Source organism: Vibrio sp. D417a (assembly GCF_030248595.1).
Classification (GTDB): Bacteria; Pseudomonadota; Gammaproteobacteria; order Enterobacterales; family Vibrionaceae; genus Vibrio; species Vibrio alginolyticus.
The window spans coordinates 45,733-59,731 of record NZ_JAHGAM010000027.1 but is presented as its reverse complement, the minus strand read 5'-3'; the positions used below and the strand labels follow the sequence as shown (position 1 = coordinate 59,731).

General features: G+C 46.0%; 12 protein-coding genes. 7 read left to right on the top strand and 5 right to left on the bottom strand.

Annotated features, from left to right (window positions below):
• Positions 1–19: 19 nt before the first annotated feature.
• On the top strand, positions 20–991 hold the full coding sequence (locus KI742_RS20170; protein ID WP_005388171.1) for a TAXI family TRAP transporter solute-binding subunit: 972 nt from the start codon (positions 20–22) through the stop codon (positions 989–991).
• 292 nt (positions 992–1,283) lie between these two features.
• Here KI742_RS20170 and KI742_RS20165 read toward each other — a convergent pair whose 3' ends face one another.
• From KI742_RS20165 to KI742_RS20145, 5 genes are all read right to left on the bottom strand, one after another.
• Positions 1,284–2,054: a sulfite exporter TauE/SafE family protein gene (locus KI742_RS20165; RefSeq protein WP_213871873.1), complete on the bottom strand. Its 771-nt coding sequence runs from the start codon at positions 2,052–2,054 to the stop codon at positions 1,284–1,286.
• 81 nt (positions 2,055–2,135) lie between these two features.
• Positions 2,136–2,651, bottom strand: a complete 516-nt coding sequence (locus KI742_RS20160; RefSeq protein ID WP_213885709.1) for an adenylate kinase — start codon at positions 2,649–2,651, stop codon at positions 2,136–2,138.
• 279 nt (positions 2,652–2,930) lie between these two features.
• Positions 2,931–4,457 (bottom strand): tripartite tricarboxylate transporter permease, encoded by a 1,527-nt coding sequence (locus tag KI742_RS20155; protein ID WP_005388177.1) that lies wholly within the window; start codon positions 4,455–4,457, stop codon positions 2,931–2,933.
• Positions 4,458–4,476: 19 nt separating this feature from the next.
• Positions 4,477–4,971 carry a tripartite tricarboxylate transporter TctB family protein gene (locus KI742_RS20150; RefSeq protein ID WP_005388179.1) on the bottom strand — a complete coding sequence of 165 codons (495 nt, stop codon included), beginning with the start codon at positions 4,969–4,971 and terminating at the stop codon, positions 4,477–4,479.
• A 238-nt stretch (positions 4,972–5,209) separates the two neighbouring features.
• Positions 5,210–6,181: a tripartite tricarboxylate transporter substrate binding protein gene (locus KI742_RS20145; RefSeq protein WP_005388181.1), complete on the bottom strand. Its 972-nt coding sequence runs from the start codon at positions 6,179–6,181 to the stop codon at positions 5,210–5,212.
• 265 nt (positions 6,182–6,446) lie between these two features.
• Between KI742_RS20145 and KI742_RS20140 the strand changes: the two genes are divergently transcribed.
• From KI742_RS20140 to prpF, 6 genes are all read left to right on the top strand, one after another.
• Positions 6,447–6,845: a GFA family protein gene (locus tag KI742_RS20140; protein ID WP_213986809.1), complete on the top strand. Its 399-nt coding sequence runs from the start codon at positions 6,447–6,449 to the stop codon at positions 6,843–6,845.
• Between the two features lie 264 nt (positions 6,846–7,109).
• Positions 7,110–7,823, top strand: coding sequence for a GntR family transcriptional regulator (locus KI742_RS20135; protein ID WP_005377279.1), 714 nt, complete (start codon positions 7,110–7,112; stop codon positions 7,821–7,823).
• A 12-nt stretch (positions 7,824–7,835) separates the two neighbouring features.
• Entirely contained in the window at positions 7,836–8,732 is an 897-nt protein-coding gene (gene prpB / locus KI742_RS20130) for a methylisocitrate lyase (protein WP_005388185.1), read from the top strand.
• A gap of 132 nt (positions 8,733–8,864) precedes the next feature.
• Positions 8,865–10,007, top strand: a complete 1,143-nt coding sequence (gene prpC / locus KI742_RS20125; protein ID WP_005377283.1) for a 2-methylcitrate synthase — start codon at positions 8,865–8,867, stop codon at positions 10,005–10,007.
• A gap of 156 nt (positions 10,008–10,163) precedes the next feature.
• The gene (gene acnD / locus KI742_RS20120; RefSeq protein ID WP_213871871.1) at positions 10,164–12,755 is read left to right on the top strand and encodes a Fe/S-dependent 2-methylisocitrate dehydratase AcnD; all 2,592 of its coding nucleotides are present in this window, start codon (positions 10,164–10,166) and stop codon (positions 12,753–12,755) included.
• A 9-nt stretch (positions 12,756–12,764) separates the two neighbouring features.
• Complete coding sequence (prpF, locus tag KI742_RS20115; protein WP_086046780.1) at positions 12,765–13,961, top strand: 2-methylaconitate cis-trans isomerase PrpF; 1,197 nt, start codon at positions 12,765–12,767, stop codon at positions 13,959–13,961.
• Positions 13,962–13,999: the final 38 nt, after the last annotated feature.

Genomic DNA, 13,999 nt, shown 5'->3' with positions numbered 1-13,999 from the left:
CAAGTAAAAGGGATGTTCAATGTTTAAGTTTAAGCAAATCGCACTTGCTGCTTCTTTAGCGGCACTCACAACAGGCTTTTCTGCGTCTGCGGAGGAAACGTTTGTCACGATTGGTACCGGTGGCGTAACAGGGGTTTATTATCCGACTGGTGGCGCTATTTGTCGCTTGGTTAACAAATCGCGAGAAGATCACGGTATCCGTTGTTCGGTAGAAAGTACTGGGGGATCGATTTATAACATCAACACTATTCGTGCTGGTGAATTGGACCTCGGTATCGCGCAATCAGACTGGCAGTATCATGCTTACAAAGGAACCAGTAAGTTTGAAGAAAGCGGGCCTTTTAAAGAGCTACGCGCCGTATTCTCCGTTCATCCAGAACCGTTTACTGTCGTTGCACGTAAAGACGCGAACATCAAAACTTTTGATGATTTGAAAGGTAAGCGCGTTAACATTGGTAATCCTGGTTCTGGTCAGCGAGGTACTATGGAAGTGCTAATGAACCAGTATGGTTGGAGTAACGACGACTTTAAGCTTGTCTCTGAGTTAAAAGCAGCAGAGCAATCAAAAGCACTTTGTGATAACAAAATTGATGCGATGATTTATACCGTTGGTCACCCAAGTGGAGCGATTAAAGAAGCCACTACGTCGTGTGATAGTAATATCGTAACGGTAGCTGGACCTAATGTAGAAAAACTGGTTGCAGACAACAGCTTCTATCGTGTCGCAAATGTCCCAGGTGGTATGTATCGTGGCACAGATAGTGATGTTCAAACCTTTGGTGTGGGCGCGACGTTTGTTTCTTCTACTGCGGTACCAGAAGATGTGGTTTATAACGTGGTTAAAGCGGTATTTGAAAACTTCGATGATTTCCGCCGTCTCCACCCAGCGTTTGCAAACTTGAAGAAAGAGGAAATGGTAAAAGACGGTTTATCTGCGCCTCTTCACCCAGGTGCGCTCAAATACTACAAAGAAGTAGGGCTGATTAAGTAAGCGTTACTTTCTCTTATTATTGATGTAAAACGCCATCTTTCTCGAACAATGCCACTCGTTTAACTGCGAGTGGCATATTTCTATTTCTTGTCATCCTGTACAGCGACGAAGGAGCGTGATACAGGATCTTCCATCCGAGCACTTTGTGCTCAAAATGGTTTCATTAGCCGCTCAGTGTAGTGCTATTAGATTCCTAACCTCGCTGGAGTGACACAAAAAATCGTTAGGCTATCTGCATTAATCTTTCGCGCTAGCGTTTTTTAGGAGTGTTATCCACTTGTACAAGTTTTGCTTAAACATAAACATCAATGAAAAAGTAGATAGTGATGAGAATAGAAGAAAGAGCAACAAACCCTTTAACATGATTGGGATTCAGTTGACGAGATACACGAGCTGCAAGATACCCACCTACCAACGTACCGACCAAAACAACACTACCTGTGCGCCAGTCAATGGAGCCATTGGCAACAAAAATCACGATAGCAATGAGTGAAACACACGTAGATACGAGCAATTTCAAACCGTTCATTAAATTAATGTCTTGGTGGCCAGCTACTACCAGATAGCTCAGAACAATAACCCCTAAACCTGCGTTGAAAAAACCACCGTAAGCAGAGACACCAACAAGTAGTAAACCCAACGCGATTGCTCCGAGTATGCCAGCATGTTTGTGCTCTTTCGCGACAGTTTTGATTAGCATTGTTAAACGAGAACCGGTGAGAAAGAGCACGGTGGCAAATAAAAGTAACCAAGGGATAGCTTCCATAAATAGCGATTCTGGCGTGTTGAGCAACAGATATGCTCCGACAGCGCCGCCGACTAAACTGAATGAGACTGTGAACAGCAGTTCATGCTTGTTCTTCATGATCTCTTCTCTGAACCCGACGGCTCCGCTAATGTAACCCGCACATGAAGCATACGTGTTTGTTGCGTTAGCCATAATAGGAGGAACACCAACTGCCAATAGAGCCGGAAAAGTAATAAAGCTTCCGCCTCCCGCTATGGAGTTAATAATCCCACCAATTACGCCAGCAACGAATAAAAGTGCGAGTTCTAAAAGCATAAGCAATCCTTGTTATGTTCTTTTTCATTGTTAGAGCTTCAGATGATCTAACCCACATGCTCTAATGTTCTGATATGAGGTTTACTTTACCCGCTCTAAAACAAAATTGTTCAGTTCTGTAACGTTTTTGATGACATGAACGGCTTTAGTTTGAGAGTACCCCTTGAGGCGAGACATAAAGTCATCATTCCAGAATGCGGGGCATTGCTGAAGAACTTTGTAGCTTTGTAACGTTCCTTTCAGTACCGAACTACCATCAGGCCAACCTTCAGGTTTAATGAATAGTCCTTTAAGGAGACGTTTCGTCACAAACCAATAGCTTACTGAGTATGGTAGATCAATATAAATGAGAGTATCGGCTGCATCTAAACGAGCGTTGAAAGAGCTGATCGGTCCAAGGCCATCTATAATCCAACGATCTGAGCTTAGTATATTGCTATGGGCTTCATCAAAAACGCTACGCTCAACGGGATCACCGTTTGGTTTATAGACTATTGAATCTAATTGATGAAGAGGAAGACCGGTAGCAGACGCGATTGCTTTACTTACCGTCGATTTTCCACTGCCGGGTTTACCAAAAACTGCTATTTTTTGCATTGTGACCGCCTCCAAGAGAGCTTTTCCCATACGGTAGAGACAGAAAACCCACCGCTATGGGTGGGTTCGATAAATACTGAGCGCATCAAAAAATCCCACCATTCCTATGGAATGATGATAATTCGTTGGTTAAGTTGCGCTAAGTGTGTGTTCATACAATCACCTTCATATAACGACAGTGATTTGTCAATACCATCTGTACAACAAGCGAACGATTTGGAAGGGGGAAGATAAAGCCATCACGATGGATGGCTTTATCTAGGTTGAAAGAGACAGCGATTACTGCTCAACGCTGACTGGCTGTGCTTTAAACTTTTGAATCAGCTTTACGATTAGTGGACTTGCCAATACCAATACAGCTAAAACAGTAAAGGTAAGGGTAATAGGACGCTCCCATAGGAAACTCAGTTCTCCATCTGAAATCATTAATGCGCGGCGTAAGTTCTCTTCCATTAATCCTCCAAGGATGAAGCCCAGCAATAAAGGTGCGAGCGGGAAGTTAGCGAGCCGAAGTGCAATGGCAGCCATAGCCACAATCAGCATCACGAACACATCCATAGTGTTAAAAGAGACCAAATAAACCCCGGTGATTGAGAAGAATAAAATCATCGGTAGAAGCACCGTTCTTGGAACCGCCAAAAGCTTTGAAATATACGGAATCAACGGTAAGTTCAGGATCACAAGTACGATGTTGCCGAAGTACATGGAAATGATCACTGACCAGAACACATCTGGGTGTTCAACAAACAGGCGAGGGCCAGGTTGAATACCATAAGCGATCAGAGCGCCGAGCATTATTGCTGTTGTACCAGACCCCGGAATACCAAGCGTTAATAGCGGTACAAATGAACCACTAGATGCTGCATTGTTCGCAGACTCTGGCGCAACCAAACCACGGATACTGCCTTTACCGAACTCATCCTTTTTCTCTTTAGGTGCGAGGTTGCGCTCCATACCATAGCTTAAAAAAGCAGCAATGGTTGCCCCTGCGCCAGGAAGAACGCCAGTGAAGAAACCTAATATTGAAGAGCGAATTGAAACAGGCGCAACATCTTTGATTTCTTCCTTGGTCACTTTCATTGAGCCAATGTTGCTCAGCTTTTCTTGTTCTTCATCGCTGGTGTCTTTTGATGGTTTAAGGATGCCCATCAGTGTCTCACCCAGTGCGAATGTCGCCATTGCAAGCAACAAGAAGCTAAAGCCATCCATTAAATCCGTTAAACCGAAGGTAAAGCGTTCAACGCCTACGCCTTTATCGATTCCAACTGTAGATAGCATCAAACCAAGAATGGTCATCATCCACGCTTTGATTACCTGACCTTTCCCCGCAAAAGCCGCGACTGCTGATAACCCAAGTAGCATCAACGCAAAATAGTCCGACGATTGGAAGCTAAGGGAGACGCTAGCCAATGCTGGTGCGGCAACAAGCAACATAATGGCAGATAGCGTACCGCCAGTGAAAGACGAATAAGCTGCCAAAGCTAATGCTTTACCTGCCTGGCCTTTTTGAGCCATTGGGTAGCCGTCGAATGCTGTGACCACGGTTGAAGAACAACCCGGCGCGTTAATTAAAATCGACGATGTAGAACCACCAAATACCGCACCGTAATAAACACCCGCCATTAAAATAAGGCCAGAGGAGGGCTCTAGGCCATAAGTAATTGGGATCATCAAAGCAATGGCTGAGATCGGCCCAAGTCCAGGTAACATGCCGATAAATGTACCGACGAAGCAACCAACGATCACCATCATAATGTTCATTGGCATTACTGCGGTGGATAAACCTTGTAGAATTCCATCTAACATAATTCAGTCCTTTCTTTGACTACCAGATGGTGAAAATCAAACCCGGTTCGAGATAGATGTCCAAACCTTGAGTGAGTAATAAGTAGAACGCGATCACGAATGGAAACGACGCGCCAAACAGAACGGGTTTACGTCTTTCCCCGAGCAGATAAAAGCCAGCCAATAAAAAGAAGCCAGTAGCTATCACAAAACCTAGATAAGTCAGGCCCACGCCGTAGAGCGCCATTAAAATTAAAAAGGCAATCAGTAACTTCCAATTGAAGGTCAGCACTGCGCCACTTTGTTTATCTGGTTGTCCTGTCACCAGCAATAGCAAAGAAAGGCCGACACCAACGTAAGTCAGGATGGTTGGCAGAGTACGTGCGGTGAATGGTTCATACTCATCACCTGGAAACAATGGAATTTGTGAGGTTTGATAACCGTAGCAAAGACAGAAGAGTAGAAAGATCATTGCGCCGACGCGGTCACGACAGAGCAAGTACTCTTTGGTGAAAAAGTTGGTTGAACGAGGCATATTCAACTCCTAACAAAAGTAAAAAAGACCGCATATGGACGTCAATGAATAAACTAAACCATTAACAATTAAGCATTTCGCTGCTAGTCGAGCCGCTTTGGGTATATAAACAAAGGAGTGTGCATGCCGATTGTCGACAATGTCCATATGCGGTGAAACTTAGAGTGCAAATACAATGGGGAAATACCAACCTACGTTATTCATTGAGGTTGGTATCTGAGGGACCCCAATTCGACTGTTACTTCAGGAAGCCTAACTCGCGCATTAAGTCACCCATCTGTTGCTCTTGATCTTCAAGAAACGCGAAGAATGCTTTATCCGCTTTATAGTTGTCGATCCAACCATTGCGGTCTCGAACGACTTGCCATTCGTCGGTGTTATACATTTTAGTAAATGCGGCATTCCATTCATCTAGCTTTTCTTGGCTTGTGCCTGGTGCTGCAAAGAATCCACGCCAGTTAGCAAAGACAGTTTCATTACCGTATTCGGTGAGAGTTGGAATGTTAGGCGCAGCTTCTAAACGTTTTGGTGCTGTAATCGCTAACACTTTCACTTGTCCAGACTTAGACATTTCGAGTACTTCACCTAGCCCTGTAGAGAGCAGTTGTGTTTCGCCTGAAAGTAGGGCTGCCATGGCTTTTCCACCTGCATCATAGGCAATGTAACGAACTTTACGCGCATCAAAACCTTCACCTTTGAAAGCTGCTGCTATAACCAAATGATCCATAGAACCACGAGCAGAGCCACCAGCAACCTTCACCTTACGTGGGTTTTCTTTAAAAGCTTTAACGACATCTTCCCAAGAGCTGTAAGGAGAATCGGCTGATGTAACAATGGCGCCATAATCGGCAACCGTTGCGGCAACAGGAGTCAAGTCGCGGAAAGATTGTGGGAAGATCCCACTGAGCGAGCGAACGACGATCGGTGTTGAGTTCACCATGAGTGTATCTTCTTGACGATCAGCCGTTTCAATCAAATGTGCGATTGCTTTGCCACCGCCACCACCAGATAGGTTTTGAAATGATACGGTTTCGACGATGTCTGACTTTATTAATACATCACCAGTACCTCGGGCGGTCATGTCCCAACCGCCACCGGCACCTCCAGGGATAAGAAAGTGCATTTTTTCAATATCTGCAGCAAGAGCGTTGAATGAAAATGAAGCTGCGATGATTGAAGCGGCGAGCGTTGGTTTGAGTACCTTTAACATGTTCACGTTCCTTATGTTGGCGACTCTATTTAGTTGAGCCTTATTGTTTTTGCTCAGTTGTCATGCCTTGTAAGCGTTAAAGCTGAACTTGGTGTAAAGGTTAATTAAGTGTTAAATATCTGTCTGTAAAAGAGATATAAAGAGAATATTGAGCATTTCGGTTATTTTGTTCATAAAGTTCACGGCGAGAAGTTGGTGTTAGGTCACGCGGCTTTACGCTTTGGTAGGCCATAATAAAATGACGGAAATGAACGAGGAAAAGAGAATGAAAGGAACGTGTTTGTGCGGCGCAATTGAAGTCATCGCTGAGGTTAAAAATGAGGTTAGCCTGTGCCATTGCTCTATGTGTCGAAAATGGTCGAGTGGCGCACTTCATGCGGTGCATTGTGGGCCTAACGTGACGTTTAAAGGTGGCGAACCTAAACGTTATCAGTCGTCAGACTGGGGAGTGAGGGGGTTTTGCGGTGAGTGTGGCACAAACCTTTTCTACCATTTGTTGCCGACAGGTGAGTACATTCTTTCCGCTGGTTTGTTCGATAACCCAGATTTCAAACTCACTTTAGAGATTTTTACCGATGAAAAGCCAGCTTATTATGACTTCAATTCCGCTTCACAAAAGATGACTTCGCAGCAAGTCTTTGATCAATTTGTACCTAAAGAATAGTTTTTTATCCGATTATTGTTCGACAGCTGAGCTTTTAGTTTTTAGATCATAAGCTTAAAGGTGTATAAGTTGTCGACAATATCAATTCCCCATTCTTTATTTCTGCTAAAAACGGCACTTAATAGGCATTTTAGGCCAATTTAAATTACGACCTTAGTCTAAATTGTCGACAATTTACTTGATTGTCGACACTTTGATCGACTACTTTATATTCAGGTTAAGAAATTGTAGACATTTCGATGTCGGTAACAAGAGTATCTGAATATGAACTCTGAGTTGAAAGCTCGTTATAAAGTGCTGGGTTCTGAGAAAGAACACACCAAATCCGAAACGCTGACCGAAACACTGATTGAAGTCATTGTTAATGGCGATGTGAAGCCTGGCCATAAGATATCAGAGCCTGAGCTAGCAAAGAAATATCAGGTCAGTCGTGGGCCTTTGCGTGAAGCATTGATGCGCTTAGAGGGGCTAGGGCTCATCGAGCGAATTCCTCATGTTGGGGCCAGAGTGACCACTTTTTCTCCGGAAAAGCTGATAGAACTTTATGCCGTTCGAGAAGCATTGGAAGGCATGGCGGCAAGGTTAGCTGCGCGACACATTACGCAAGAAGAGCTCTTAAGCTTGGAAATGCTATTGTCGACACACTCCAAGCATATAGACCAAATGGAAGGCGCGTCTTACTTCCATCAACATGGTGACTTTGATTTTCACTATCGCATCATCCAAGCGAGCAGAAACAGTAAGTTAATATCTCTGCTGTGTGATGAACTCTATCACTTATTACGGATGTATCGTTATCAGTCGCCACGTGCGCAATCTCGCCCGAATGAGGCGCTCACCGAACACAAATTCATTTTGGAAGCCATTCGCAATCGCGATGAAGAGCTTGCAGAAATGTTGATGAGAAGACACATATCAGGAAGTCGAAAGCTCATCCAATCTCAAATTATACATACAGAAAGTTTAGACAAAGACTAGAAGGAATTCGTCATGAGCTTAACACCGGGAGCGAAATTCAGACTCGCCATTGAACAAAATAATCCACTACAAATTGTCGGCACTATAAACCCGTATTGCGCCATGATGGCAAAAAACTTGGGTCACCAAGCGATCTACTTGTCTGGTGGCGGTATCGCAAATGCGTCATACGGATTGCCGGATCTCGGTATCACAACATTAAACGACGTTTTGGTTGATGTTGACCGTATTACTAACGCATGTGATTTGCCTCTTTTGGTTGATATCGACACGGGCTTTGGCGGTGCATTTAACATTGCTCGCACGATCAAAGCGATGGAAAAAGCGGGCGCGGCAGCGGTGCACATGGAAGACCAAGTCGCACAGAAACGTTGTGGTCATCGTCCGAACAAAGCAATAGTCAGCCAGCAAGAGATGGTTGATCGTGTAAAAGCCGCGGTTGATGCACGCAATGATGAAAGTTTCGTGATTATGGCTCGTACTGACGCGTTAGCTGTTGAAGGCATGGACAGCGCAATCGAGCGCGCGATTGCGTGTGTGGAAGCTGGCGCAGACATGATCTTCCCAGAAGCGATGAACAAGCTGGACCAGTACCTTCAGTTTTCAAATGCGCTTGAGCAAGCGACCGGAAAGCACGTTCCTATTCTGGCGAATATTACAGAATTTGGCGCGACACCGCTGTATGGCTGCGATGAGCTAGCGAAAGCAAAAGTGGACATGGTGCTTTATCCATTAAGTGCGTTCCGTGCCATGAACAAAGCTGCTGAAACGGTCTACAAACATTTGCTAGAAGTGGGTAATCAGGAAGCACTGGTTGATTCGATGCAAACACGTAAAGAGTTGTATCAGCACCTGAATTACCACGACTACGAAGACAAACTTGACCAGTTATTCTCTGAAGGGAAATAGCGGGGGAAAAGCAAAAATAAACGGAAGCCCAAGAAAAAGATAATCGGAATTTATCTCATCTAATAACGTGAAATTCGTTTGGCTAAAAACACCCCAGAGAGGGAAAAGTCAGACAGAAAAGGAGTTCAAACAATGTCTCAAACTGCAGAAAAGAAAGCAGAATTAGGTGGCGCAGGCCTTCGTGGTCAAAGCGCAGGAAGCACAGCTTTATGTACTGTCGGAAAAACGGGAACTGGTTTAACTTATCGTGGATACGATATTACTGATCTTGCGAACAACGCACAGTTTGAAGAAGTGGCTCACCTTCTGTTACGCGGTCACTTGCCGAATCAACAAGAACTCGATGCATACAAGACACACCTACTCAGCCTTAGAGGTTTGCCAGCCGAGCTAAAACAAGCTTTAGAGTTAATTCCTGCAAGCGCACACCCAATGGACGTAATGCGCACGGGTTGTTCTGTATTGGGTAACCTAGAGCAAGAAATGAGCTTCGAGGAGCAACTGAAAGCAACCGAACGTATGCTAGCCTTGTTCCCTGCCATCATCTGTTACTGGTACCGCTTTAGTCATGATGGCGTGCGTATCAACACCGAGGATCAGACTGAAGATTGCATCGGTGGTTACTTCTTACGATTACTTACAGACAAAGCGCCATCTGCGCTGCACAAACAAGTGATGCATTGCTCGCTCATTCTTTATGCTGAACATGAGTTTAATGCTTCTACATTCGCAGCACGCGTTTGTGCATCAACGTTGTCAGACATCCATTCTTGTATCACGGCAGCAATCGGTACGCTTCGTGGGCCACTTCACGGTGGTGCGAACGAAGCGGCGATGGAAATGATTGAAGATTGGCAAACGCCCGACGAGGCGGAAGCGAACATCATGAAAATGCTAGCCAATAAAGACAAGATCATGGGCTTCGGTCACGCGATTTATCGTGAAAGTGACCCTCGCAACGCCTTAATAAAACGATGGTCCAAAGAGCTATCGAAACAAGTTGGTGATACTCATCTATATGCGGTTTCTGAGCGTGTTGAATCAGTGATGAAGCGAGAGAAAGGTCTGTTCTGTAATGCGGACTTCTTCCATGCATCGGCTTACCACTTCATGGACATTCCAACCAAACTATTTACCCCAATCTTTGTGATGAGTCGTTTAACGGGCTGGGCTGCACACGTTTATGAACAGCGTGCCAATAACCGTATTATTCGCCCAAGTGCCGATTATACGGGCCCAGATCATCAAGAATGGGTGCCTATCGAGAATCGCTAGCGCGAAGGTCAACGAGGGCATTATATGCTTTGGTTGACCACCTCCTTCCTTTGTCATTCTCTCTAACAGAGGAAGGAGATCCTCTCATCACTGTGTTTCTGGAGCAATGGAAAACCTTGATGAAGGCAAGATGTAAAGACTGAATGGAAGCAAACCATGAACACAAATATTAATACTCAATATCGTAAGCCGCTTCCGGGAACTCAACTGGATTATTTTGATGCACGCGAAGCCGTCAATGCCATTTCTCCTGGAGCCTATGAAACACTCCCTTATACCTCTCGCGTGCTAGCTGAGCAACTGGTCCGCCGCTGTGACCCGAACACATTGACAGATAGCCTGAAACAGTTAATTGAACGCAAACGTGATCTTGATTTTCCTTGGTATCCAGCACGCGTTGTTTGTCATGACATTCTTGGTCAGACCGCTCTAGTCGATTTAGCGGGTCTGCGCGATGCCATTTCAGATCAGGGCGGCGATCCTGCAAAAGTGAACCCAGTGGTTGAGACACAATTGATCGTTGACCACTCTTTAGCGGTTGAACATGCGGGCTTTGACCCTGATGCCTTCGACAAAAACCGCGCGATTGAAGAGCGCCGTAATGAAGACCGATTCCACTTTATCGAGTGGTGTAAAACAGCGTTTGAAAACGTCAGCGTGATTCCAGCTGGGAATGGCATCATGCACCAAATCAACTTGGAAAAAATGTCTCCTGTGGTACAAGCAAGGCAGGGCATTGCCTACCCAGACACCTGTGTGGGTACGGACAGTCACACACCTCACGTAGACGCTCTTGGTGTTATTGCGATAGGTGTCGGTGGTCTGGAAGCAGAAACCGTCATGCTTGGCCGACCATCAATGATGCGTCTACCAGATATTGTCGGTGTCAAACTGACGGGTAAACGTCAACCGGGCATTACCGCAACGGATATTGTCCTCGCGATTACCGAGTTTCTGCGTAATGAGCGTGTGGTATCTTCATATCTTGAATTCTTCGGAGAAGGCGCACGTGATCTAACGATCGGAGACCGCGCAACGATTTCAAACATGACACCAGAATACGGCGCAACAGCTGGCATGTTTTATATTGATGAGCAGACCATCAATTACTTGAAACTAACTGGTCGAGATGAAGAACAAGTTGCTTTAGTAGAAAATTACGCAAAACAAACCGGTCTTTGGGCAGACGATCTTGATAGCGCAGTTTACGAGCGCGTACTTGAGTTCGATTTATCATCAGTTAGCCGTAACTTGGCTGGTCCGTCAAACCCTCATCGTCGTTTACCAACTTCTGAGTTGGCACAGCGCGGTATTTCTGGAGCGTGGGAAGAGAAAGAAGGCGAGTTGCCAGATGGTGCAGTGATCATCGCTGCTATTACTTCATGTACGAATACTAGTAACCCAAGAAACGTGGTTGCTGCTGGCCTTGTGGCGAAGAAAGCCAACGAACTTGGTCTTGTACGTAAGCCTTGGGTGAAATCGTCTTTTGCTCCGGGCTCTAAAGTTGCGCGCCTGTATCTGGAAGAAGCGGGCTTATTACCTGAGCTTGAGAAGCTTGGCTTTGGCATTGTTGGTTACGCATGTACCACTTGTAACGGCATGAGTGGCGCGTTGGATCCAAAAATCCAGCAAGAGATCATTGATCGCGATTTATATGCGACAGCCGTTCTGTCTGGTAACCGTAACTTTGATGGTCGAATCCATCCGTACGCCAAACAAGCTTTTTTGGCTTCACCACCATTGGTTGTCGCTTATGCGCTAGCGGGTACCATTCGTTTTGATATCGAGCGCGATGCATTGGGCTCGGACCAAAACGGCAAACCAATTTATCTCAATGATTTGTGGCCAAGCGATGAAGAGATCGATGCAGTTGTCGGTACTCATGTTAAACCTGAGCAGTTTAAGCAAGTTTACATTCAGATGTTTAAGCTGAATGATCAAGAGCAAAATCCCAACCCGCTGTACGACTGGCGTCCGATGAGTACCTATATCCGCCGACCACCGTACTGGGAAGGTGCGCTAGCGGGAGAAAGAACATTGTCTGGTATGCGTCCATTGGCGATTCTGGGCGACAACATCACCACTGATCACTTATCACCATCCAACGCGATTCTCGCAAGCAGCGCAGCAGGTGAATACTTAGCGAAAATGGGTGTGCCAGAAGAAGATTTCAACTCTTACGCGACTCACCGTGGTGACCACTTAACGGCGCAACGCGCGACCTTCGCTAACCCAAAGTTGTTCAATGAAATGGTGAAGGAAAACGGCGAAGTCGTGCAGGGATCTCTGGCGCGTGTAGAGCCAGAAGGGCAGGTGGTTCGTATGTGGGAAGCGATTGAAACCTACATGAATCGTAAACAACCATTGATCGTGGTGGCTGGCGCGGATTACGGTCAGGGGTCATCCCGTGACTGGGCAGCAAAAGGCGTTCGACTGGCGGGCGTAGAAGCCATTGTTGCTGAAGGCTTTGAGCGTATTCACCGTACTAACTTGGTTGGCATGGGCGTACTACCACTGCAATTTAAGTCGGGCGTTAACCGCAATACGCTAGAGCTGGATGGTACGGAACTTTACGACGTGGTTGGAGAAATCAAGCCGGGCGCTGATTTAGCGCTGGTTATCACACGCAGCAACGGCGATAAAGTCGATGTTCCGGTTACTTGTCGCTTAGATACCGCTGACGAAGTTCACGTGTACAACGCGGGCGGTGTTCTGCAGCGTTTCGCGCAAGATTTCTTGGCACAATAAGGAGTGCGTATGTCAAATAATACTCCGAATCAAACAAGCCAAATAAAAGTGCCCGCGACGTACATGCGTGGCGGCACGAGTAAAGGTGTCTTTTTCAACCTAGAGGATTTGCCTCAAGAAGCGCAAGTGGCTGGAGCCGCACGTGACAAACTGTTGTTACGCGTTATTGGCAGCCCTGATCCGTACGCGAAGCAAATTGATGGTATGGGGGGCGCGACGTCAAGCACCAGTAAAACAGTGATTGTTTCGCGCAGCAGCAGAGCCGATCACGATGTTGACTACTTATTTGGTCAAGTGTCGATCGACAAACCATTCGTCGATTGGAGCGGTAACTGCGGCAACTTGTCTGCCGCTGTCGGTCCTTTCGCCATTCATGCTGGTCTGATCCCACAAGATCGCATTCCAGAAAATGGCATTGTGACGGTGCGTGTTTGGCAGGTGAACATCAGCAAAACCATCTTGATTCACGTGCCAATCGTCAATGGTTTCGTTCAAGAAACCGGCGAGTTTGAGCTCGATGGTGTCACGTTTCCAGCGGCAGAGATTCAAGTGGATTTTGTTGATCCTTCCGATGGCGAAGGGAGTATGTTCCCAACGGGCAACTTAGTTGATGATTTGGTGGTGCCGGATGTGGGTACGTTCAACGCGACCTTTATTAACGCGGGCATACCAACCATTTTTATTGATGCTGAATCGATAGGATATCAGGGCACCGAGCTGCAAGACGATATCAACAACGATGACACAGCATTAGCGATGTTCGAATCCATCCGTGCATATGGCGCGTTAAAAATGGGCCTGATTTCTGATTTAGAAGAAGCTCAAACACGCCAACATACGCCGAAAATAGCATTTGTTTCTAAACCGAGAAGTTACCTTTCTTCAAGTGGTAAAGCCGTTAATGAGTCGGATATTGATGTGCTCGTTCGCGCGCTGTCGATGGGCAAGCTTCATCATGCAATGATGGGAACAGCAGCCGTTGCTATTGCTTCTGCTGCGTGTGTGCCCGGAACGTTAGTGAATTTAGCCGCTGGTGGCGGTGAAAAAGAGTCCGTGACTTTTGGCCACCCGTCAGGAACGTTAAAAGTTGGGGCACAAGCGAAGCAAACTGAGCAGGGCTGGGTGGTGCAAAAAGCCATTATGAGCCGAAGTGCGAGAATACTGATGGAGGGATTTGTGCGTGTACCCTTCTATGTCTTCGATTAAAAGAGACGATCTTTGTATTAAAAGAGCGATCTTTGAGT

Coding starts and splice junctions, on each gene's coding strand:
- KI742_RS20135 (WP_005377279.1), top strand. CDS start 7,110: ATGAACTCTGAGTTGAAAGCTCGTTATAAAGTGCTGGGTTCTGAGAAA.
- prpF (WP_086046780.1), top strand. CDS start 12,765: ATGTCAAATAATACTCCGAATCAAACAAGCCAAATAAAAGTGCCCGCG.
- KI742_RS20160 (WP_213885709.1), bottom strand. CDS start 2,651: ATGCAAAAAATAGCAGTTTTTGGTAAACCCGGCAGTGGAAAATCGACG.
- KI742_RS20140 (WP_213986809.1), top strand. CDS start 6,447: ATGAAAGGAACGTGTTTGTGCGGCGCAATTGAAGTCATCGCTGAGGTT.
- KI742_RS20150 (WP_005388179.1), bottom strand. CDS start 4,971: ATGCCTCGTTCAACCAACTTTTTCACCAAAGAGTACTTGCTCTGTCGT.
- prpC (WP_005377283.1), top strand. CDS start 8,865: ATGTCTCAAACTGCAGAAAAGAAAGCAGAATTAGGTGGCGCAGGCCTT.
- KI742_RS20155 (WP_005388177.1), bottom strand. CDS start 4,457: ATGTTAGATGGAATTCTACAAGGTTTATCCACCGCAGTAATGCCAATG.
- prpB (WP_005388185.1), top strand. CDS start 7,836: ATGAGCTTAACACCGGGAGCGAAATTCAGACTCGCCATTGAACAAAAT.
- KI742_RS20170 (WP_005388171.1), top strand. CDS start 20: ATGTTTAAGTTTAAGCAAATCGCACTTGCTGCTTCTTTAGCGGCACTC.
- KI742_RS20145 (WP_005388181.1), bottom strand. CDS start 6,181: ATGTTAAAGGTACTCAAACCAACGCTCGCCGCTTCAATCATCGCAGCT.
- acnD (WP_213871871.1), top strand. CDS start 10,164: ATGAACACAAATATTAATACTCAATATCGTAAGCCGCTTCCGGGAACT.
- KI742_RS20165 (WP_213871873.1), bottom strand. CDS start 2,054: ATGCTTTTAGAACTCGCACTTTTATTCGTTGCTGGCGTAATTGGTGGG.